Origin of the sequence: Cellulophaga sp. BC115SP (genome assembly GCF_009905545.1) — a bacterium.
Classification (GTDB): domain Bacteria; phylum Bacteroidota; class Bacteroidia; order Cytophagales; family Spirosomataceae; genus Flectobacillus; species Flectobacillus rivi.
This window is the reverse complement of record NZ_JAAALB010000069.1, coordinates 1-20,370: the sequence shown is the minus strand read 5'-3', so window position 1 is coordinate 20,370 and position 20,370 is coordinate 1. Positions and strand designations below refer to the sequence as shown.

Sequence of the window (20,370 nt, the reverse complement as noted above, 5' to 3'; positions counted from 1 at the left end):
TTTATCGATTGAGAACTGCCATCCATAACATGCTATGGTGCTACTTCGCAATGCAAAATTCGGGATGACTCATGTTTTTTTGTTTATTGATTTAGACTTATTTTAGTCTACTTTTTCTAACTCAGTTTTTCTTGTTTCATCAGTAAAAAAACGACCAACAATCTTTATTTTCTTACATTTCTCCATTTGAATTTTCCAATTAGCTGCTCCTTCGTATCTATTTCTATTCTCAACAGTTTTTAGATTCCTATAATGATATTGCAGGATAGTATGTTGTAGTTTTTAGAGAGGAAGTTATTTTCCTTAATAAGTCTTAACTTCCATCCATATCTATTTTAATGACCAATTCCCCCAAATGTATCGTGAAAACTTTTTACTTTTGATTTTACTTTAAATTTGTTGATTTATGAATGAGTTTCATGAATTTATAGAGAAAACAACTGTTAATTTTTGAAGCAAAATTTTAATATCATGAGAGGTATTCAAGGAACATCCAATAAAACTTATAGACAATTAATGGGAAATGGTTTGCGTTATGAAATTCCAAAATTTCAGCGTGACTATACTTGGGATACTGAACAATGGGATGATTTATGGCAGGACCTCAAGGCTCTTATGTCTAATGAGGACGAGGAGCATTATATGGGCTATCTGGTTCTTCAAACTTCAAATAACAAAGAGTTTCAGATAATTGATGGACAACAAAGGCTAACTACAATGAGCATTTTAATTCTGTCTACGCTCAAATGCCTAAACGATTTGGTTGATTCAAACATTGACCCAGAAAGTAACCAGTTGAGAAAAAACAATTTACTCAATAGCTATATCGGCTATATAGACCCTGTTACACTAATATCTAACAATAAACTTAAGCTAAATCGTAATAGTAATGACTACTACAAACAGCATTTAGTACTCTTAAAAGATTTACCTCTTCGCAATACCAATACCTCAGAAAAACACATGAGAGAATGTTTTAATTGGTATTATGATAGAATCAAAAAAGAGTACAAAACAGGAGAAGAGCTAGCTGGTTTTGTTGACAATATTGTAGATAAGCTTTTTTTTACGGTTATTGAAGTTACCGACCAGCTTAACGCCTTTAAAGTATTTGAAACCTTAAATGCTAGAGGTGTTCAATTATCATCTTCGGATTTATTAAAAAACCACTTATTTTCAGTGGTTGATGAAACACAACCGCATATTTCAGAAATTGAAGAATTAGAAAATATCTGGAGTAAAATAGTTGGCAAATTGGGCGAGCAAAAATTTGAAGATTACTTAAGATATTATTGGAACAGCATAAGCAAATCTGTTGGTAAGAAAAATCTGTTTAAAACTATTAAAAGTAGTATTAAAACCAAACAAGAAGTCTTTGGTTTGATTAGAAATCTAAACGATACTGCTGATATATTTCTTGCTATTCAAAATCCAGAAGATGACCTATGGAGAGACAAACCTGAAATTCAAAAAGCGCTCAGAGAGCTTAAACTTTTTCAAATTCGTCAAACATACTCCCTTTTCATGTCAGGGTATAGAAATCTTACAAGTGAAGGGTTTAGTAAATTAACCAAAACTTGCTCTATTATCTCATTAAGATACAACATAATAGGTGGATTAAACCCAAATGCTCAAGAAGATGTATATAATGCGGTAGCCTTACGAATTGAATCACAAAAAAAATTCTCAGCTTCTGATTTTCAATCGATTTACGTTCAAGATAATAGTTTTGAAAATGATTTCTCAACTAAAGAATTTAAAAACACCACCAGAAATCATAAGATAGTCAAATACCTTTTGGCAAAGATTGAAATATATGAGTATAATAGCGAAATTGATGTTGATAGTGATTTATTTACGATTGAGCATATTTTACCAGAAAATGCCGATGAAGAATGGGGAGAGTTTTCTTTTGATGAAATTAATCGTTCAAGATTTAGGATAGGAAATTTAACCCTACTTGAAAAAAAATTAAATAGAGAAGCCGCTCAAAAATCCTTTGCAGAAAAATGTAAATTATTTGAAAAATCACAATCTAAACTTACCAATTCAATTCCTACAAAGTTTAGTACATGGGACGAAGCAAAAATAGCTTCTAGACAAAGGCAACTAGCAAAACATGCGAAGGCTATCTGGAAAATTCAGGAATTAAGCAACTAGAATATGACCTAAATAGTAAAGGAGTTGAATAGAAAATATCAACTCCTTTCAATAATTTATCTTACCAATCAGTCTTCAAGACCGCTCCATTACTCGCATTAGTTACTAAAGCTCGATATTGATTCAACCATCTTGATGTTAAGGGCTTCTTGATTGGTACAAATGCTGCTCTCCTCTCCGCAATTTCCTCGTCGGATAAATTTACCGAAAGAATATACTGGTCCACATCGATATGTATTTCATCTCCATTTTTTAACAAACCTATCATTCCTCCTTCAGCTGCTTCTGGTGATACATGCCCAATGGAGGCTCCTCTGGTTGCTCCGCTGAAACGGCCATCAGTGATTAATGCTACTGAAGCTCCTAGCCCCATACCCATCAATAAACTCGTAGGACTCAACATCTCTTGCATTCCAGGTCCACCCTTAGGTCCTTCATAGCGAATTACAACTACATCACCTGCCTTTACTTCACCTGCCAAGATTCCTGCAATTGCCTCTGCCTGACCGTCATAACAAACGGCTTTTCCTGTAAATACACGACTACCAGTTAGTCCCGCCGATTTGATAACCGCCCCTTGTTCAGCCAAATTACCATACAAAATAGCCAACCCTCCTACTTGACTGTAAGGGTTATTGATTCTTCGAATGACATTGGTATCCTTGATTTCGGCATCGACGATTTTTTCAAATAATGTTTCTCCACCAATTGTGAGGTTATCCAACAAAACATCGTCCCCTCGTTTGGTCATTTCTTTCATCACGGCATTTACGCCCCCAGCACGGTTGATGTCTTCCATGTGTATGGTACTCAAACTAGGTGAGATTTTTGCAATGTGTGAAACCCTCTGAGAAATTATGTTGATATCCTTCAACTGAAAATCTACACCAGCTTCGTTGGCAATGGCAAGCATGTGTAATACCGTATTGGTACTTCCCCCCATAGCCATATCAACTGCGAAGGCATTTTTTACAGCGTTAAGATTCAAAATATTTTTAAGTTTGAATTTTTCCCACAATGCATCCTCCTTCGCAATTGTACAAATCCTCCTAGCGGCTTGACGATAAAGCTCTTCACGCTCTTTGGTTTGTGCCAGAATTGTTCCATTGCCGGGCAATGCAATACCCATGGCTTCCATGAGAGTATTCATTGAATTTGCGGTAAACATTCCCGAACAGCTCCCTCCGCTCGGACAAGCATTGCATTCTATATCCTTCAATTCCTCTGCACTAATAGTCCCAGCCTCATGCCTTCCTACAGCCTCGAATGCTGTAGCTAGGTCGATTGGAGAACCATCTTTTTTGTATCCTTTTACCATAGGACCGCCACTGACAAAAATGGTAGGAACATCCACTCTCAATGCTCCCATAATCATTCCTGGGACAATTTTATCACAATTCGGAATCGCAATCATAGCATCCAATTTATGGGCATTCATTACGCTTTCGATAGAATTGGCAATTAATTCACGACTTGGTAGCGAATACAACATACCATCGTGCCCCATGGCAATACCGTCATCAATTCCGATGGTATTAAATTCAAATGGAACACAACCATTGGCACGTATTTCTTCTTTAATAATTTCAGAAACTTTATTAAGGAAAAAATGCCCTGGAATAATTTCAATAAAAGAGTTGGCTACACCAATAAAAGGCTTGTCAAAATCTGCGTCTTTGAGTCCAGTGGCACGCAATAGGGCTCTGTGTGGCGTACGTTGGTACCCACGTTTTACTTCATCACTTCTCATATTTAGTTATTTTTTCTGTTTGAAAATGCGAGATTTTAGTCGACTCAAAGTTTCAGGAGAAATATTAAGATAAGACGCCAGATTCGCATTTGAGAGTCTTTGGATTAGTTCTGGATTATTTTCGAGCAAAGAAGTATATCGCTCTGTAGCATTTTGCGTGAGTATACTACTTAGTCGTCCTGTGATTACAGTTAGTCCATATTCTAAGATGTAAATATAAATTTTGTCCCATGCGGGAATACTTTCTCTTAATTGAAGAAAATCATGATGTGAAATAGATAGTACCTCTGAATCTTCAACGGCTTCGATAAATTCCGTAGAAGGTTCACGAGCAATAAAACTCACGAGAGAAGTCAGAAAGGTATGTTCAAAAGCCATGAAACGGGTTACAATCCCAAACTCTTCGGTATTGTAATATAATCTCAGACAGCCTTTTTGAATAAAAAATAGTTGGTCAGCCACCTCTCCTTGTTCCAGAAGATGCTCATGTTTGTTAACTTTTACCCATTTAAAGCACTTCAAGATAGAAGCAAGCTCCTCTTCGGTAAGTGCCGTTTTCCTCTGAATTAACCTAGCAAGCTCCGTTTTCATCATCTTTATTCTATTATGGATTCAAAATAAAAAGAAATAAAATGGAAAAGCATTGACTTGGGTCAAAATCGATTGTGACATCAAAAATATGACTCATTTTGAATTTAGTGAGTGGTGATTTAGTGCATGAGTGATTATGCCTCTAGCAGAATAAAGTTACATTGATACGCTTTATGCAGTAAGCTGTAGGCATTAGGCAAAAAAGTTTCTATTACTTTATGAGAAATACTATTTAACTTTTAACCTACCTCATAAAGCTTAATTCGGGTAAAATTATTTTTATTTTACTCACTAACTTATTTAAAAATAATCACTCATCACTCTCAATCACTAAATTTCAAATATCTAGAGATTTTATCGGGGAATTATTTCGACCACCAGTCGTTCAGGTTCGACTTTAGCATTGGCAAATTGTGTTTTCCAAATCGGATTTTTTCCAATACCCTCCACAGTCGTATTACTTCTGATGGTATCGCCTGTTTCAAAGATATAATAAGCCAAATTTTGCAACACCTTAGCTATATCACTTGGGTCATAATCGGTGAATCTACATTCAAAATCAGTTAGTCCAAAAGCATGTAGTCCTAGCGTATCCATCAATAGTTCTTTTTCACTACCGTTGGCTACACTGAACAACCTCACGTTTAGAGCCGCATGCAAAAAATCGTTCTGAGCAATATCACAAGTGTTTAAAAAATCGCCTGGATCAAGGAGTTTATCGCTATTTCTAAAATACACTACTTGTGGATTAGTTGCCTTTACCACAGCAGATACAAACTTTTGAAAATACGCTAATCGAGCCACTGGAGGCAAAGACCGTGACATCAGATCGGTCAGGTTGATTTCATATTTACAAGCTGCCATGATTTTTTCTGCATTATCCCAATGCCATGACTGACGAAAAGCAGTAGTAAATCTATCCAATTGTAGCTGTTGATCCATCGTGATTATAGCACCTTGTGCTGGAACAGCACCTTCTTGTAAAGGCACTAAATAGTCTGGAAAAAAGAAGACCAAAGGTGAATCTGACAAATCATCATCGACCGTTTCTACGTTTGTAAATCTGGCTTTTAACTCAGATAAAATAGTCGCTTTATCCAATAATGGTTCGTTTTCAAAAAACAAACAAACCGTTTGCATTTCTGGGTTGTTTGGTGGAAATTCCTGCGTTGACCCTGAAGAAGAATTCTGTGATTTCTTTTTAAAAATATCGAATAATCCCATAAGTTATGAGTACAGATTTTAGAGTGACGGGGTAAATGTTAGATATGAATGAAATATTTTCAATATTAATTTATTTTGCTTAAAAATCTGTCCAGCTTATATAAATAATACGTTATCAGGTACTCATGAAACACTACAAATAAATGATGGTTTGATAACTTGATATTTGATTTTGACTCATTACTTCATATTACAACCCGAAACATTGGAAGTCATTAGCTTTCAATTCTATGCTTTCTCCACAACTTCCTCATTTTGACTACAAACCTCCTCATTTTGGCTACGCCGAACTTCAAAGTAAAACAGAACTTTGTATCGTTAAGATTTAAAACAAAATAGTCATGAAAAATACAAAAGTTTGGTTTATTACAGGTGCTTCAAGAGGTTTTGGTCGTGTTTGGACAGAAGCTGCCTTACAGCGTGGAGACAAAGTAGTTGCTACTGCTCGATCGTTATCAAGTATCGCAGATTTGAGTGAAAAATTCGGGGATAATGTACTGCCACTAGCCTTGGATGTTACCAAAATTGACCAAGTCAAATCGGCCATTGATACAGCCTTTGCACATTTTGGTGAAATAGATATTATTTTCAACAACGCAGGTTATTCTCTCGTAGGAACCATCGAAGAAGGAAAGGCTGATGAAATTCGTGCACTGTACGAAACCAATGTTTTGGGACCTGTAGCTGTAATTCAAGCGGCTTTGCCGTATTTACGCAAACAAGGATACGGACATATTGTGGGTACGTCTAGCAATTTAGGACATATCACCCTACCTGTCATTGGATACTATTGTTCATCCAAATGGGCATTTGAATCGATTCATGAGAGTTTAGCATTGGAAGTGAAACAATTCGGCATTAAGGTGACTATTGTAGAACCTGGTGCTTATGCCACTGAATTTGGAAGTCCTGAATCTCTGAAGTTTTCAGCTGGCATGGAGGAATATACCGAATTCAAATCTCAATTTGTTGATTCATTAAGACAACTTGATAGAGGAAACCCATTGGCAACATCTGAGGCAATATTCCAAGTTGTTGATTCAGAAAACCCTCCTCTTCGCTTTTTATTAGGGAAATACAATCTTCCTCATTTACGTGAAACTTATGCAGAAAGATTAGCAGAATGGGAGAAATGGGAAGCGGTATCAAGTGCAGCTCAAGACTTTTAACTCATTAAAGAGTTGGGATGAATACATCGTAAAAAGTGCATTCATCCCAATTCTATTTTTCTATTCTTGAATCTATCTTACTATTCCTTTGTTAATTCAAGGCTTGTGGTTTTATAACAGTAAAAATTTTAAGTATGAAAAAAGAAGAAATTCCCTTTTACAAATTCGATTCTCTATCCGAAGCGCATCGAACCTTTGGTTTACCGCTACCCAAGCACCCTCTTATCAGTATTGTAAACGGTATCGACGAAAAGATTTTTCTGGAATTAGGTCCACATTTACATGCCTTGAGTTTTTATAAAATATCTTTTAGACCCTACTTCGGTGGTAAGTTAAAATATGGACAAACCTATTTTGATTTTGACGAAGGTGGTTTACTGTTTGCTGCACCAAATCAAATTATCGGTAAAAGCGAGGAGGAATTAAATGCTATCCCACAAGGCACTTGCGCTAATCAACAAATCATTCTTTTGATTCACCCCGATTTTTTATGGAATTTTCCGCTTGCCAAGAAAATTAAACAATATAGTTTCTTCTCCTATTCTTCGAGAGAAGCGCTTCACTTGTCTGATGAGGAAAAAGAAGTAATCTTATCCATTTTCAGAATGATTGAATCTGAGTTAAACAATAGAATCGATGAGTTTAGCCAAGAAGTGGTCATTTCACAACTTGAGTTATTATTAAACTACGCCAATCGTTTTTACAAAAGACAGTTTATAACCCGAAAACCTGTTTGTCATGATATGCTTCAACAATTGGAAGAGTTGTTGGATACCTATTTCAACCAACAAGCTTCTTTAAATCAAGGCATTCCAACGGTAAAATTCTTGGCAGACCAACTCAATATTTCATCGAGTTATCTGAGTGATATGCTCCGTTCGATGACAGGACAAAACGCTCAGCAGTTAATTCACCAAAAACTTATTGAGAAAGCCAAAGAAAAACTTTCTCTTACGAATTTAACAATTTCTGAAATTGCCTATGAGTTAGGTTTTGAACATCCTCAATCGTTCAGCAAGCTTTTCAAAAACAAAACACAGGAGAGTCCCATGGAGTTTAGAGAAAAATTCAAACTCTCTTTTTCACAAAATTAAGCTTGGGTTTATTTAATGATTTTGTGGATAAAAAATCAAAATTTCCAATTAGATTCTCAGTATAAAAGATATGGAGACACTTTTCGTTGCCACTCGGTGATTTGAGTAAAGTCTTTAATCTGCGAAAGGAAATCCACCCAAGTCAGTTCAAAAAGTCTTTCTGATTGATAAATTCCTGTTAATAAATCTAAGTGGCGCAAACCTGTAGGATTCGCACGAGTTGGATAAGGTTTCCACGAAAAATAAGCAGGATATTGAGCTTTGATGAGTTTTATAAGGCACAGCCCTAACAAGGTTGATGGATAATATTGGGCTTTTTTTACCCTAATTTTAAGCCCATAACATACTTCATTCATAAACTTGCCTTCAGATGGTACAAATTGGCAGTTTTCAAACACTACATCTTCGGTCAATCCTTGGAGTTTTGATAAGTCAAATCCTTGTAGCCAAGGTGCACCAATTTGTGCGAATGGCGCATCGGTACCACGTCCATCGCTTAGATTTGTTGCTTCGAGATAAGCAGTGATGGGATACGCCAACATACATTCCCATGAAACAATTGCAGGCGAAGTTGGCTGAAATGGCATTCCATAATCTCTCAAAATAAGGTTTCTATTCCAACCCTTACATGAGACAACTTGTAAGTCAACCTGAAGATTTTTTTCTGCATTAAAGAACATGGCTAACTCACCCAAGGTACAACCATGTCGCACAGGAATATTCCATCGTCCAATGAAAGAGGAACAATTCTTTTCCTCCAACATAGGTCCTTCTATGCTTCCTGATAGAGGATTAGGCCTATCCAAAATCACTAATTTCTTTTGATGAGCTGCACATGCTTCCAATACATGAGTTAGTGTCCAGAGATAGGTATAATATCTCAACCCAATATCTGGAATATCAAAAAAAACGGTATCTATATCCATTAAATCTGTTGAGTCGGGGGCTAATTTCTCTCCGTATAAACTTACAATTGGTAAAGCGGTAAGGCTGTCTACGCCATTTGGAATAAACGCGCCATCTGGACCTTTGGCAGATAAACCATGTTCGGGTGAAAAGAGCTTTTGAATTGAAAAACCTGCCTCTAACAAAGCTAAGCGAGATTGTTGCCCCATGGTTGTATATGCAGCGTCGTTGGTTACCAAACCAATACGACTATATTGTGCTGGGCTCGAATGTTGAATAAGTTGGTCTATGCCAAAAGATAAGTGAATGTTCATTGATGAGTTTTAGTATAAATTCGGGTTATAATAGTGGTTTCATAAAGCGTTCGCTTCTATCAAACAGGTCACATTGGGGTGTAACCATAAAAATGAGGCTGGTAGATGAGTGCTTATTTCTCCCTTCAAAAATGCCTTGGTAATCTCTTTTTTGTGCACTCCATTAATTAACAAGATGATTTTTTTAGCTTGTAAAATTTCTCCCATACCCAAAGTTAAACCTTTAGTTGGTTTAATGGACAACTCTCCAATCATGGTATGTTGCTTGGTTTGCTCCTCTAACTCTGCTACATGACAGGCTGGACTTAAAAAATCGTTGGGTTCATTAAAACCAAGGTGCCCATTGAGACCAATTCCTAAAATCATTAAATCGATAGGTCCTTCTTGCTTCAAGCGTAATTGCATACGTAAACACGCCTCCTCAGGGCTGGAGGTCTGAGAATCATATATAAAAAAACGTTCAATGGGAATTTGTAATGGTTCGACCAAATACTTCTGTAAAAAAGCATAGCAACTTCCCTCCTGTGTTTTGTCCAAACCATACCATTCATCTAACATAAGCAGACGAAGCTCTGTTGGTTTTTCCAAAAGCTTTTGTGCTAATAATTGATATGTTTTGAGTGGAGTATTTCCAGTAGCAGGACAGAGTAAAGTTTGAGGATTTTCTTCAATTTGATGAAGTATGAGGTCACATGCGCGTTCGCTCATGGCTAGGTAATCCGAAAAATATTCAATGTGCATTTTGGCGCTTTTAAGGTGTTATTGGAGATAGGTTGTATCTCCAATAATTTATAATTTTAGTTCGTTCCAGCCTTTTCTATATTCTCTCTTAATAAATTGATTAGCTGCTTCAAAGTTGGTAATACGCATATTAGCTCCATCCCATTTATAGTTTATATATCTTCCAGGAAAGGTAAAAGTCTCCATATCGCCATAAACAGGGTCGCTTCTTTTTACTTTCTGACGAATATTAAAACTTCTCAAAATCAAATTACCCATCAAAACAGTCTCTGTCAAAGGTCCTGCATATCCCTCGAAGGGCGAGCTTAATTCGTTTTTCCCATAACCTGCAATACATGCATCTATCCATTGCCAATAATGACCATCCATGTCGCCCACCACACGTGGATATTTTTTTGGCACATGTACTTCTTCATTTCTTGAAAGTGGTAATAAAATTGGACTTCTACCTCCCCATCCGCAAGCAGCTTTGCCTTTGGTTCCTACAAAAAGAGTTGCTCCCTCAAAATCATTGAGTTTGGTAAAATCGCCCATGACATCATTCATGTTTTCCTTACTATCTAGCTCAATAGGTCTTTCGGGGGTGATTCCTCCATCCATCCAATAAAGCTCTAATTTCTTTCCATTTTTTTGTTCATAGGTAAACTTCAACGAACTCGAAACAGGTCCACTTTCTGGATAAATTCCTTCTTTAAAAATTCCATTATAAACTGTACTTGCACTACCAGATACCTCTGTTGGATAGCCTAATTCAAGTAATTTGAAGGGAGGGCCAATAATATGACAACCCATATCTCCCAGCGCGCCAGTTCCAAAATCCCACCAACCGCGCCAATTAAATGGTACTAAATTATCAATGTAGTTCACATTTTTAGCCGTTCCGAGCCATAAATCCCAACGCAACTCTTTGGGAATTTTGGATGCTTTTTTAGGCCAAGCAATACCCTGAGGCCAGACGGGACGGTCGGTCCAGCAATACACTTTTTCAATATCTCCTAAAATTCCAGCTTCTATCCATTCACGCAAAGTTTGCAATCCTTCACTTGATGCCCCTTGATCGCCCATCTGAGCAACAATTTTATATTTTTTGGAAGCCTCAGTCAAAACTCTAACCTCGTGAATATCATGAGCCAGTGGTTTCTGTAAATACAAATGCTTACCCAATTGCATCGCGCCCAATCCTACGATAGCATGGTTATGATCAGGGATTGCCACGGTAACGGCATCAAAGCTCTTATGCTCTTTCTCAAACATTTCTCGCCAATCGTGAAAAAAATGCGCTTTAGGAAAACGTTTTCTCATCGGATTAGCCATACGGTCATCGACATCACATAAATGCGAAATCACCACATTTTTTTTGGGCGTTTTGATATGTGCATCTATATCCGCCGCACCTTCGCCTCCACAGCCGATAGCAGCCAAATGCAATTTATCACTTGGTGCAACATGCCCAAGCCCCGAAATCACAGTACTAGGAACAATCGTTAATCCAAACAATGCAGAGGAAGTCTGTCTGACAAAATTTCTTCGATTAGTGAGTTTTTTCTCTGTAGTAGTATCCATAGAAAATAGCCTTAAAGGTTTTACTTACTTGCTCTGCTTTTCAAATTACCAATTTCACGGTCTTCTTTGGTGACAGGTCTTACAGCTACTTTTCTAAAGTAGACAATATCTTCTTTTCCATGATTTTGTAATCCGAAATACCCCGAATCAGGTCTTGCTCCATGAAAAGGCTCAAAATCAAATTTCCGTTTTGGCACAGGGTCTCCATCTTTAAAATCAGTAACCTTCACATCATTGACCATTACTACTGTTCGTGAACCATCTAGGTAAATATCCATAGAGTTCCATTCGGGACCAGGTTTTCCAGGTTTTGCCAGAGGTTTCGAAAATGAATATAAGGTGCCCGTATAATGGTATTCATCTTCACCAGAAAGTTCTGGTTTGTTATCGATTTGTACCTCATTTCCATAAAACACAGGCATCATTTCTTCCAAAGGTTCGATAGGAATACGAATAAAAACCCCTGAATTGCTATTTTCCTTTTGCATTTTCCATTCAATATGAAACACACAATTACCATATTTTTCACCTTCCCGATATAGCAAACCCATGCCTCCTTCGCCATGAAGCATACCATCTTCTACAACCATCGCACCGGGTCCTACATGTTTCCAACCGCTTAAATCTTTGCCATTGAAAAGCTCTTTCCAAGCTACTTTCGTTGATTCGTTCGAGCTTTCTTTGGGAGATTGGCATTGATAGAAACTTGTACTTACAGCCAATAAGGCCACTATAATGGAAGAGTTTTTCATATTAAATAGATAGTTTGAATTACGTATTTATGCAGAATTGTGAGATGTCAAGCACATTAGAGGACTTGTCTTGCGAGACTTCAATGATGCGGGAATAAATGTTGAACTTTTTTTCTAAAAAACAAAACTTTACCATGTTCTGCTCTGGACAGAACCTGATAGAGGAAAAGAAGGAAAAAGGAAAATTTAGCGAGTAGAAATAGGATAGGATACTTTTACACGACCTTTTTTGATAGATTTAAGCTTAAAGTAAAGATACTTCTTGGTCAACAATCCCATGTGATTTATGAGCAAAATCCCATTGGTATGATCCAATTCATGTAGAATCATTCTCGCTGTAAGGCCAGAAAATTCTTGTATGCGATGTTCTAATTGTTCGTTGTAGTAACTGATTTTGATTTGCCACGGTCTACTAACTCCTTTGATTAAGCTTGGCAAGCTGAGGCAGCCCTCCTCTGCTTTCCACATTTTTGAAGACACCTCCAAGAGTTGAGGATTAATAAATATCCCTTGGATTCCTTTGTCCTCAGCATCAAAATATCTTTTCCGAAAACCTTTCCCAATAGCTTGAAAGGCATTTTGGCTATCTATGACAAATACCTTGTAGGGCAAACCTATTTGTGGGGCTGACAAACCGCAACCCTGAGCATTTCGCATGGTATCCCACAAATTATTGACTAAGTTCTGAAGTTGAGGGCTTTCTAATTGAATATCTGTACAAGGCTGTTCTAGTATGTGTTGACCATATACAAATATTGGTTGAATCATGAGCAGTAGGTTTGAGATAGTAAATTAATGAAGTTGAATAACTGACAAATTACCAAACAACATGCTCATTTTCAATTAATTTCCTCAAAAAACCAACAAAAAAAGGAGAATTGAGTAGTAATGCTCAATGCTCCTTTTAGGATTTAAGTTAAAGTAAAAAGGCCTGTTAGTTTACCAGAATTTTCGTATTCCAAATGGCTTTTGCGGTTTGGACTCTAGTGAAGTATATGCCAGCAGGAAGATTTTGCAATGAAACTTCCAGTAATTCCTGATTTTTAAATTCAACAGACTTGATAATTCTACCTTGAGTATCGATAAAATCTACCCCACCCGAAGTAGAATACGGCAACCTAATCCATACAAAATCGTGACATGGATTGGGATAAACCAAAGACTCAACGGCTAGCGGTTCATTCCCCAAGATTAAAGAAGTTGTAAAAGTCTTTGTAGCAATGGCTGATTCTGTATTTGCGCCAAAAGCTTGCAGTTTGTAAGTATAGTTAGCTTTTTGAATAAAGGTAGAATCTACTAATTTATTGGTAGATAAAGTAGTCTTCATACTTGTACTTTGTCCCTCAATATTTCTTGTAAATTGATACGTACTTGCTCCTTGTACACTATTCCAACTAATTAACAACGTTTTATTGGTAAGATTTTCTTCGACTGCTAAAGTTGGAGTAGTTAAAACATTGGGGGTTAACACAGTTAAGGAGTCGTATTTAGATTCTGTAAAATTTCCTTTGGCTTTGATTCGGTAGGTATAACTGGCATTAGCAGCAAGTGATTGTTCGTTATAACTATTCTTAGCATTATCAAGATTGTTTAAAATTTGATAAGTTTGCCCTGCTTGTTTCCTTTCAAGTTGATAACTTGTAGCACCATTAACTGACGTCCATCCTATTTCAAGGGTTGCTATTCCAGAGCCGTAGGTATAAATGGCATTTTGTTTTAAAACTGGTGTTACAAGCTCATTTACTACTTTTATGGAAGTAGTTACTAATGGAGACTCTGTTCCTGTACCAAAAGCTTTTAATCTATAAGTGTAACTCAATCCATACGCCACTTTTGTATCAGCATAAGAAAACGTTGTTGAGTTAAATGTTCCTATTCCTGAAAAAGTTGTTCCATTGATACTTCTTTCTAAAAGATATGAATTTGCACCCTTTACAGCACCCCAAACAACTTTTACTTCACCAATAGCAACTTGAGAAGCACTTATTACAGGTGAATCTAATAGAGCTGTGGTTGTGACAGTTGTTCCATTATATGAAGAAGTTTGAGTGGTATTTATGGCTTTGATTCTATAGGTATATAAAGTACTAGGGAGCAAACCTTGATGTACCCAAGATGTTACTGATGAATCAAGAGTAGCAATTACGGAGTAAATACCTTTATCTTGCACTTCTAAAACATAGTTAACAGCCTTATCTACTTTACTCCAAGATAAATTAACCCTGTCAAAGTATAATGCAGTTGCAGTAAGATTAGGAGGCAACAATGGTGCCGTATTTTCACTTTCAATGGCAACATCATAAAATGAGCACGCATGTAAATCATTTTTAGACCTCATACTTGGACCCATATATTTAGTAAAATCAAAAGTATAATAACGTCCAGGTAAATAAGCTATTTTATTATACGAGATTGGAGCATTAAAATTAAATATTACTTTATTTCCTGAATAGTCAATTCTTGTGATAGTTGCGGTACGAGACTCATCGTTGTCAAAATAGATATAATCTTTAATCCCTAAGGTAACGATATTCCCTGTATATGGGCTCTTTAAAACTGTATCAGGAACAGCTACCATTTCGGTACCTTCAGGAAATTCAAGAGCAACAGCATCGTGTTTTGATGAGGTAAAGTATGCTCTTTTTACGTTAGGAGAATGATTATTAATATCATCAGTTACCCCATAATATTGGGCTCCGAATAGTTTATAAAGACGAGCTGCAATCTGAAAATACCCTTTATTAGTGTGGTGAACACCATCTAAAGTTTCATATCCATTTAAAGCTAAAACCTCTATTTTACTAGATAATAAAGGGGTTTGTCGTTGAAAATTTCTAATACTAGCAGCATTTATAGTAGGGATTGGATAAACATTACTTTGTGCAACAATATAATGTTCAATAGCAGGAAAATCTATCTGCCAAGATTTGAACAATTTCTTAAAATCGTCTGGATAAGTCGTTGAGTTATCGAATATATCGTTTTCTCCTTGAATCCAGATATATCCCTTTATTTTATCTATAGCCCTTGATTTTTGTATTCGATATAGAAGAGAACCATAAATAGTACCTAGGTTTGTTGGATAGCTTTCATCTTTAAAGTGCTGAGAGATTCCTGTACCTGGGACAGAACCATTAATAATACACGTTGGAATACCTGTATTCTCAAAAATATATTTTTGAAATGAGAGTGCTAAAGCCCCCACTTGAGGGCTTGGGTTTACCCACAGTGTATCAGAGACCTGACCTAAATGCTTCCCAAACGTTCTGATGTATTTGTTATCATAAAAAAAAGGTTCATTTCCAATATTGAATGCATAGGCATTTGATTGGCCATTTAATACATAGATATCTCCAGCAACAAGATGTTGACGAGATGCCATAAATAAAGAGTCTTTGCCATTCGCATTCATTGCATAAATTGAAATTTCATATTCAGCAGGTTCTGCCTTTATATTGACATTAGGTACAGAAAAGTTTCCTAATGTACTTGAAGTATAATTGATATAGCCTCTTGAATAACCATAGTTTTTTCCCTCTCTTGTGAGAATTACTGACAAATATGTCCATCCTGGCACTTCAATAATTCCTTTGATTGGAATATTGGCAATGTTATTATTATTTCTTGGAAAAAGTTGGGAGTCTTGGGGTAAATCATTAAAGATTACCGAATAAACTCGTTGAGCTTGAAGCTTTTCAGTCAGCCCAATCGCGAAAAGCAAAAAAAATGTTAACGCAAAAACTTTGTTAAAATTACTCATAACCTATTAATGTTTGGTTCATAATAAAAGCCCTATAAATGCTCACTCAGTGAATATCTACAGGGCTTTTTATCGTAAAATTTCAATATATATTAAACATGAAATATCTCATATTTCTTGTCTAGATTACTAGGCTGATTAAAATATTTTTCTTCAACAAGTACTAAAAACCACAAAATAACTACTGTAGGTAATGAATATTTATCCCAAGATAATTGAGCCTTACCTAATAATATTCCATTAATAATAAATACCCAAGTAGAAATATTTAAGCCTCCTGATAAAAAGCGAATTAGAGCTAGAAACATTAATAATCCAAATATAATCTGCTTTATTAATTCTGTAACACCTATTTTGACTAAACCCATATCTAAGTATCCTAAAAATTTCCAAGTGAAATACGGATTATATGTTTGTACAGCTGGCGTAAAACAAACCAAAAACCCTACAACTAACAAGCACAAAACAGATACAACGCGGTTGCTTCTAACAAAGTGTAATAATACATTTATTTTACGCATCAACAATATTTCTGGTATAACAAAATAAAAAGCGACAACAGCTGAGGAATATAAAACAAAACCTCCCTTATATGTTAAAGTACTATCATAATGTTGTCTCTTCATTTCATCAGCAGGCGCAAATCCTCCCCATAAAAGAAACCATGGAATAATACTTAGAAATGCCAGTATATAAACCATAAGGTACTTTTTTGATAGAAGTCCTTTTAATGATTTTTTCAAAGAGTATCCCTGAGAAAGAAAGATTCCCACAACTTCGTTTGCTAATATCGCAATAGGAAAAGCTATCATATACTGCCTACAGCAGATGGCTAGTACCATTAAAAAACCACTTAGAAAGTGCCGTCCTTGCAAGTATGAAATAGTTCCACCCAATAAAAATAATATTGCAAACATATCTGTGTAGTAATAAACGGTACAGAGATAATAATTAGGGAATAGCCACACACCTAAAACGCATATCCATAACTTGTTAGACTCTTTTGGGCTTTCCCAAATAAATAATGCTATTATTGCAAAACTTAATAGAAAAGTTAATATTCTTAAATTTTGAATAGTGTCTCCCCATAAATTTATCCACCAGCCCCCAATCATAAATGGCAAAGGTGTATTCAATTCAGGATAGTGTTCTAAATAGCTAATTGGAGGTATAATATAGTTACTAAATTTTTTGGTAGTTTCGAAAAAGTGAAATTCATCCTGATATAATGTAACATTAAGTTTGTCCTTAAAAACAAACATAATCAAATATATAAAGATGAAAAAAACGATAAATTTAAAGCGTTGACTGCTTGCTAGTGCTTTCACTGTTAGAGAAATTTTATAAACTAAAAACTTTATCAATCAACACCTTAAAATTAGACACAATCTCAATCGATATGAGTAAGTTGTTTGTCGAAAACTCTAGGTATTAACTATTTATTAAAATGTAGAAAAAATTAGTCCATTAAACCATATTTTACAATACAGTAGAGTGCTCTAAACCCATCTTTCCAGTTGATTTTCTTACCTTCTTCGTAAGTTCTTCCATAATACGAAACGCCTACTTCGTAAATTCTTATTCCTTTAATTTTCGAAATTTTCGCTGTTACTTCAGGTTCAAATCCAAATCTATTTTCTTTGAGGGCTAAAGACTGAATAAGATCTGTTCTAAATAGCTTGTAACAAGTTTCCATATCTGTTAGGTTTAGATTAGAAAACATGTTTGATAAAAATGTCAAAAGCTTATTCCCAATGGTATGCCAAAAAAATAAAATTCTATGTGCATTACCACCCATAAATCTAGATCCATACACAATATCAGCGTGACCATCGGTGATAGGTTTTATCAGAATATTAAACTCCTGAGGATCGTATTCTAAGTCAGCATCTTGTACGATTAAGTATTGTCCAGTTGCATTTTTAATACCTGTATGAAGCGCTGCTCCTTTACCTTTATTTACTTCGTGTTTGAAGTATTTTATATCAACGGAAGGGTTCTCTTTTATAAAAGAATCTACTTCTTTTTCGGTGTTGTCTTTTGAGCAATCATTTACAACAAGAAGCTCCATTTGAATATTTTCAATAAGTTCTACCGTGGAAAGCTTGGTTAGGACACTTTTAATCGTCTTCTCTTCGTTATAGGCAGGAATTACAACTGATAATTTCTGAAAAAGATACATTTGACTGTTTAGTTTAACTTTTTTTCTTTTATCTCTCTATGTTCTAAGAGATGATTTAACTATTTAAATTATAAGTAGAAATTTTAAGCAGAAATATCTACTACAACACTCTGCTTTTATATGAAACAACTATGTTAGTAATTTTTTAAATTTGTAACAATAAAGGTTCCAGAGATAATTCGGGAATAGATTATAAACTATTATTAAAACTCTAAAGGTGCTAAAATAAAGTTTAATGTAGCATAAATATGAGATATTTAGTTTTAGTTTATTATAAATAATAATCTATTTCAAAACAGTTAGTACTATTGCTTAGGAGAATTTCAACTAAATTACCTATTCTATTTAGAAGCAAATATATAGCAATTTCTTACCATGACAAAATATTATTAACCAACACGGCCTTAGATTAAAGCAAATACTAGTTCTAATTTTCTATATTTCCCCAATCCATTTCCTCTAAAAAAATAAAAAGGTGTCCGTTATTCCGAACACCTTCTTTAATAATGAATTTTTAATAGTTTACTACAATTTTCTCAGCACAATCTTTGAAAAATCAATTGGATAGCCTTCATATTGTAATAAAATTTTGCCTTCACTTGCCTCTGTTAATGTTCCTTCATTTACCAACTTTCCGTTTAACTCTTGTTTCACATTACCATCTATTACGGTAATAACAGCCGTATTCCATTCACCTACAGGTTTTTCGGCATCAGAAAATCTAGACGAAGTGACGCTTTTACCTGGTTCTGTTTGTTTGCCTTTTACCAGTAAAGTTACCTCTTGTAGCAATACAAAATCACCAGTGCCTCCGTCTTTTACCTGATATTGAATTCCTTTAGGCCAAAGAGTATCTTTTGTTGCTGTAGGTACTAAATACATAATTCCACTGTTTCTTTTGCTACTTTTACGAGTAACTGTAGAATCAGTATTCCATCGAAAAACTACCGTAAGCTGGAAATTTTTAAACGATTTTTCTGTCATTACATACCCTAGTTTGTCTCCGTACAAACGAATCATATTATTTTCTACCTTAAATACGTCCGATGCGTTTGAATGCTTGCCTATTTTGGGTTCGTAAGCGTACCAGCCTTTTAGATTTTTACCATTAAAAAGCTTACTTTGGGCATGTAAAATCCTACTCGATGTCAAGAACAAAAGGAAGATAAAAGTGCATTTCAACTTAGTACTCATGAAAAGATAAGTTTAGTGTTTGATTGATTTGATTACTGTAGCAGTAAAAGACAATACATTCTACTTTTTACCTATCAAAAAAATAGTGTTAGCCACAGTTTGAGCTGACTAACACTACCAGAATGATTCATTTTATTTTTTCTTAAGATATTTCTCGATGTTAATATGGTTAACTCCAAGTTTTTCTACCTTCTCAATTCCTTTGATTATTAAGGTGTCTCCTTTGACTTCATAATCAAATTCAAATTCGCCTCCTTCCCACTCTCGTACATTGAAATAGTCTAAATATTCTTTGTATTTATTACCATCTATTTTGACTCTGCCTCCTCCTGCGCTATAATCTGCGGTGGAATCTTTACCATGATTGAGGTCATGTCGCAAAAAAGAAAAGTGTGTAGGAGTAATTATTTTAATCATTTCTTGCCCCTTCGTATAATCTGTAAAAGTAGTGTCTTTACCTTTGATGGTTGTTCCAGAAATTAATTGCCAAGTACCAACAATTGGAGATGCTTCCTGCGATTGGGATGTGCAAGCGAGGGCAAGGAATCCCATTGAGATTCCGTATAGAAGTTTTTTCATGTTAAATTATTTAGATTTTTATAGAAATTGGTTTTTCGAAGTTATGAAAAAAACTAATCTGATAAAATCACTACCGTTTATACAATTGAAAAAATAAGATATACGCTGTAAAATAAAAGCATATATCTTTGAATAAAATTGCTTCTTCTATCTTAAAATCAACCATTTATACCTATCATGAAAAGAAACGTTACTCTCAAGCTACTAATCATGGGCTTACTCGCATTCTCATCCGTAATAATTTCGTATCTCTATGGATATTATTACGCCAAACAACGATTTTTAAAGACCGAAGTCAATCGGTTAAAATAAGAAAACATGAGTCATCCCGAATTTAGCGATTTAGTGATTTAGCGAATGAGTGATTAATTTAAAATTTGTATTTCATCAG

The 20,370-nt window shown here is 35.3% G+C and carries 16 protein-coding genes; 3 read left to right on the top strand and 13 right to left on the bottom strand.

Annotated features, from left to right (window positions below; all coding sequences use genetic code 11):
- Positions 1 to 471: 471 nt before the first annotated feature.
- A complete protein-coding gene (locus GVN22_RS25345) occupies positions 472 to 2,160 on the top strand; it encodes a DUF262 domain-containing protein (protein WP_166553806.1) in 1,689 nt (562 codons plus the stop codon).
- Positions 2,161 to 2,221: 61 nt separating this feature from the next.
- Here GVN22_RS25345 and ilvD read toward each other — a convergent pair whose 3' ends face one another.
- From ilvD to GVN22_RS25330, 3 genes are all read right to left on the bottom strand, one after another.
- Positions 2,222 to 3,910, bottom strand: coding sequence for a dihydroxy-acid dehydratase (gene ilvD / locus GVN22_RS25340; protein WP_166553805.1), 1,689 nt, complete (start codon positions 3,908 to 3,910; stop codon positions 2,222 to 2,224).
- Between the two features lie 6 nt (positions 3,911 to 3,916).
- Positions 3,917 to 4,504 carry a Crp/Fnr family transcriptional regulator gene (locus tag GVN22_RS25335; RefSeq protein ID WP_240915774.1) on the bottom strand — a complete coding sequence of 196 codons (588 nt, stop codon included), beginning with the start codon at positions 4,502 to 4,504 and terminating at the stop codon, positions 3,917 to 3,919.
- A 351-nt stretch (positions 4,505 to 4,855) separates the two neighbouring features.
- The gene (locus GVN22_RS25330; protein WP_166553804.1) at positions 4,856 to 5,725 is read right to left on the bottom strand and encodes a DUF4261 domain-containing protein; all 870 of its coding nucleotides are present in this window, start codon (positions 5,723 to 5,725) and stop codon (positions 4,856 to 4,858) included.
- 341 nt (positions 5,726 to 6,066) lie between these two features.
- On the opposite strand from GVN22_RS25330, the gene GVN22_RS25325 reads away from it, so the two are divergent.
- Together GVN22_RS25325 and GVN22_RS25320 are read left to right on the top strand one after the other, a co-directional pair.
- Entirely contained in the window at positions 6,067 to 6,894 is an 828-nt protein-coding gene (locus GVN22_RS25325) for an SDR family NAD(P)-dependent oxidoreductase (protein ID WP_166553803.1), read from the top strand.
- 134 nt (positions 6,895 to 7,028) lie between these two features.
- The gene (locus GVN22_RS25320) at positions 7,029 to 7,988 is read left to right on the top strand and encodes an AraC family transcriptional regulator (protein ID WP_166553802.1); all 960 of its coding nucleotides are present in this window, start codon (positions 7,029 to 7,031) and stop codon (positions 7,986 to 7,988) included.
- A gap of 56 nt (positions 7,989 to 8,044) precedes the next feature.
- Here the strand turns inward: GVN22_RS25320 and GVN22_RS25315 are convergent, their stop codons facing one another.
- From GVN22_RS25315 to GVN22_RS25270, 10 genes are all read right to left on the bottom strand, one after another.
- A complete protein-coding gene (locus GVN22_RS25315) occupies positions 8,045 to 9,208 on the bottom strand; it encodes an exo-beta-N-acetylmuramidase NamZ domain-containing protein (RefSeq protein ID WP_166553801.1) in 1,164 nt (387 codons plus the stop codon).
- A 39-nt stretch (positions 9,209 to 9,247) separates the two neighbouring features.
- Complete coding sequence (locus GVN22_RS25310) at positions 9,248 to 9,949, bottom strand: galactosamine-6-phosphate isomerase (protein ID WP_166553800.1); 702 nt, start codon at positions 9,947 to 9,949, stop codon at positions 9,248 to 9,250.
- 48 nt (positions 9,950 to 9,997) lie between these two features.
- Complete coding sequence (locus GVN22_RS25305) at positions 9,998 to 11,512, bottom strand: Gfo/Idh/MocA family protein (protein WP_166553799.1); 1,515 nt, start codon at positions 11,510 to 11,512, stop codon at positions 9,998 to 10,000.
- A gap of 20 nt (positions 11,513 to 11,532) precedes the next feature.
- On the bottom strand, positions 11,533 to 12,264 hold the full coding sequence (locus tag GVN22_RS25300) for a DUF1080 domain-containing protein (protein WP_166553798.1): 732 nt from the start codon (positions 12,262 to 12,264) through the stop codon (positions 11,533 to 11,535).
- 186 nt (positions 12,265 to 12,450) lie between these two features.
- Positions 12,451 to 13,032 (bottom strand): peptide deformylase, encoded by a 582-nt coding sequence (locus GVN22_RS25295; protein ID WP_166553797.1) that lies wholly within the window; start codon positions 13,030 to 13,032, stop codon positions 12,451 to 12,453.
- 166 nt (positions 13,033 to 13,198) lie between these two features.
- Positions 13,199 to 16,024, bottom strand: a complete 2,826-nt coding sequence (locus GVN22_RS25290) for a sialate O-acetylesterase (RefSeq protein ID WP_166553796.1) — start codon at positions 16,022 to 16,024, stop codon at positions 13,199 to 13,201.
- A gap of 92 nt (positions 16,025 to 16,116) precedes the next feature.
- A complete protein-coding gene (locus tag GVN22_RS25285; RefSeq protein WP_166553795.1) occupies positions 16,117 to 17,352 on the bottom strand; it encodes a hypothetical protein in 1,236 nt (411 codons plus the stop codon).
- 131 nt (positions 17,353 to 17,483) lie between these two features.
- Positions 17,484 to 18,206 (bottom strand): glycosyltransferase family 2 protein, encoded by a 723-nt coding sequence (locus tag GVN22_RS25280; protein WP_166553794.1) that lies wholly within the window; start codon positions 18,204 to 18,206, stop codon positions 17,484 to 17,486.
- Between the two features lie 525 nt (positions 18,207 to 18,731).
- Positions 18,732 to 19,400 (bottom strand): DUF1080 domain-containing protein, encoded by a 669-nt coding sequence (locus GVN22_RS25275; RefSeq protein ID WP_166553793.1) that lies wholly within the window; start codon positions 19,398 to 19,400, stop codon positions 18,732 to 18,734.
- Positions 19,401 to 19,532: 132 nt separating this feature from the next.
- Positions 19,533 to 19,979: a lipocalin-like domain-containing protein gene (locus tag GVN22_RS25270; protein ID WP_166553792.1), complete on the bottom strand. Its 447-nt coding sequence runs from the start codon at positions 19,977 to 19,979 to the stop codon at positions 19,533 to 19,535.
- Positions 19,980 to 20,370: the final 391 nt, after the last annotated feature.

What these genes read in the sequence shown, in the direction of transcription:
- GVN22_RS25295 (WP_166553797.1), bottom strand. Translation starts at nt 13,032, where the DNA reads ATGATTCAACCAATATTTGTATATGGTCAACACATACTAGAACAGCCT.
- GVN22_RS25275 (WP_166553793.1), bottom strand. Translation starts at nt 19,400, where the DNA reads ATGAGTACTAAGTTGAAATGCACTTTTATCTTCCTTTTGTTCTTGACA.
- GVN22_RS25325 (WP_166553803.1), top strand. Translation starts at nt 6,067, where the DNA reads ATGAAAAATACAAAAGTTTGGTTTATTACAGGTGCTTCAAGAGGTTTT.
- GVN22_RS25305 (WP_166553799.1), bottom strand. Translation starts at nt 11,512, where the DNA reads ATGGATACTACTACAGAGAAAAAACTCACTAATCGAAGAAATTTTGTC.
- GVN22_RS25320 (WP_166553802.1), top strand. Translation starts at nt 7,029, where the DNA reads ATGAAAAAAGAAGAAATTCCCTTTTACAAATTCGATTCTCTATCCGAA.
- GVN22_RS25310 (WP_166553800.1), bottom strand. Translation starts at nt 9,949, where the DNA reads ATGCACATTGAATATTTTTCGGATTACCTAGCCATGAGCGAACGCGCA.
- GVN22_RS25280 (WP_166553794.1), bottom strand. Translation starts at nt 18,206, where the DNA reads ATGTATCTTTTTCAGAAATTATCAGTTGTAATTCCTGCCTATAACGAA.
- GVN22_RS25315 (WP_166553801.1), bottom strand. Translation starts at nt 9,208, where the DNA reads ATGAACATTCACTTATCTTTTGGCATAGACCAACTTATTCAACATTCG.
- GVN22_RS25290 (WP_166553796.1), bottom strand. Translation starts at nt 16,024, where the DNA reads ATGAGTAATTTTAACAAAGTTTTTGCGTTAACATTTTTTTTGCTTTTC.
- GVN22_RS25345 (WP_166553806.1), top strand. Translation starts at nt 472, where the DNA reads ATGAGAGGTATTCAAGGAACATCCAATAAAACTTATAGACAATTAATG.
- GVN22_RS25330 (WP_166553804.1), bottom strand. Translation starts at nt 5,725, where the DNA reads ATGGGATTATTCGATATTTTTAAAAAGAAATCACAGAATTCTTCTTCA.
- GVN22_RS25335 (WP_240915774.1), bottom strand. Translation starts at nt 4,504, where the DNA reads ATGATGAAAACGGAGCTTGCTAGGTTAATTCAGAGGAAAACGGCACTT.
- ilvD (WP_166553805.1), bottom strand. Translation starts at nt 3,910, where the DNA reads ATGAGAAGTGATGAAGTAAAACGTGGGTACCAACGTACGCCACACAGA.
- GVN22_RS25300 (WP_166553798.1), bottom strand. Translation starts at nt 12,264, where the DNA reads ATGAAAAACTCTTCCATTATAGTGGCCTTATTGGCTGTAAGTACAAGT.
- GVN22_RS25270 (WP_166553792.1), bottom strand. Translation starts at nt 19,979, where the DNA reads ATGAAAAAACTTCTATACGGAATCTCAATGGGATTCCTTGCCCTCGCT.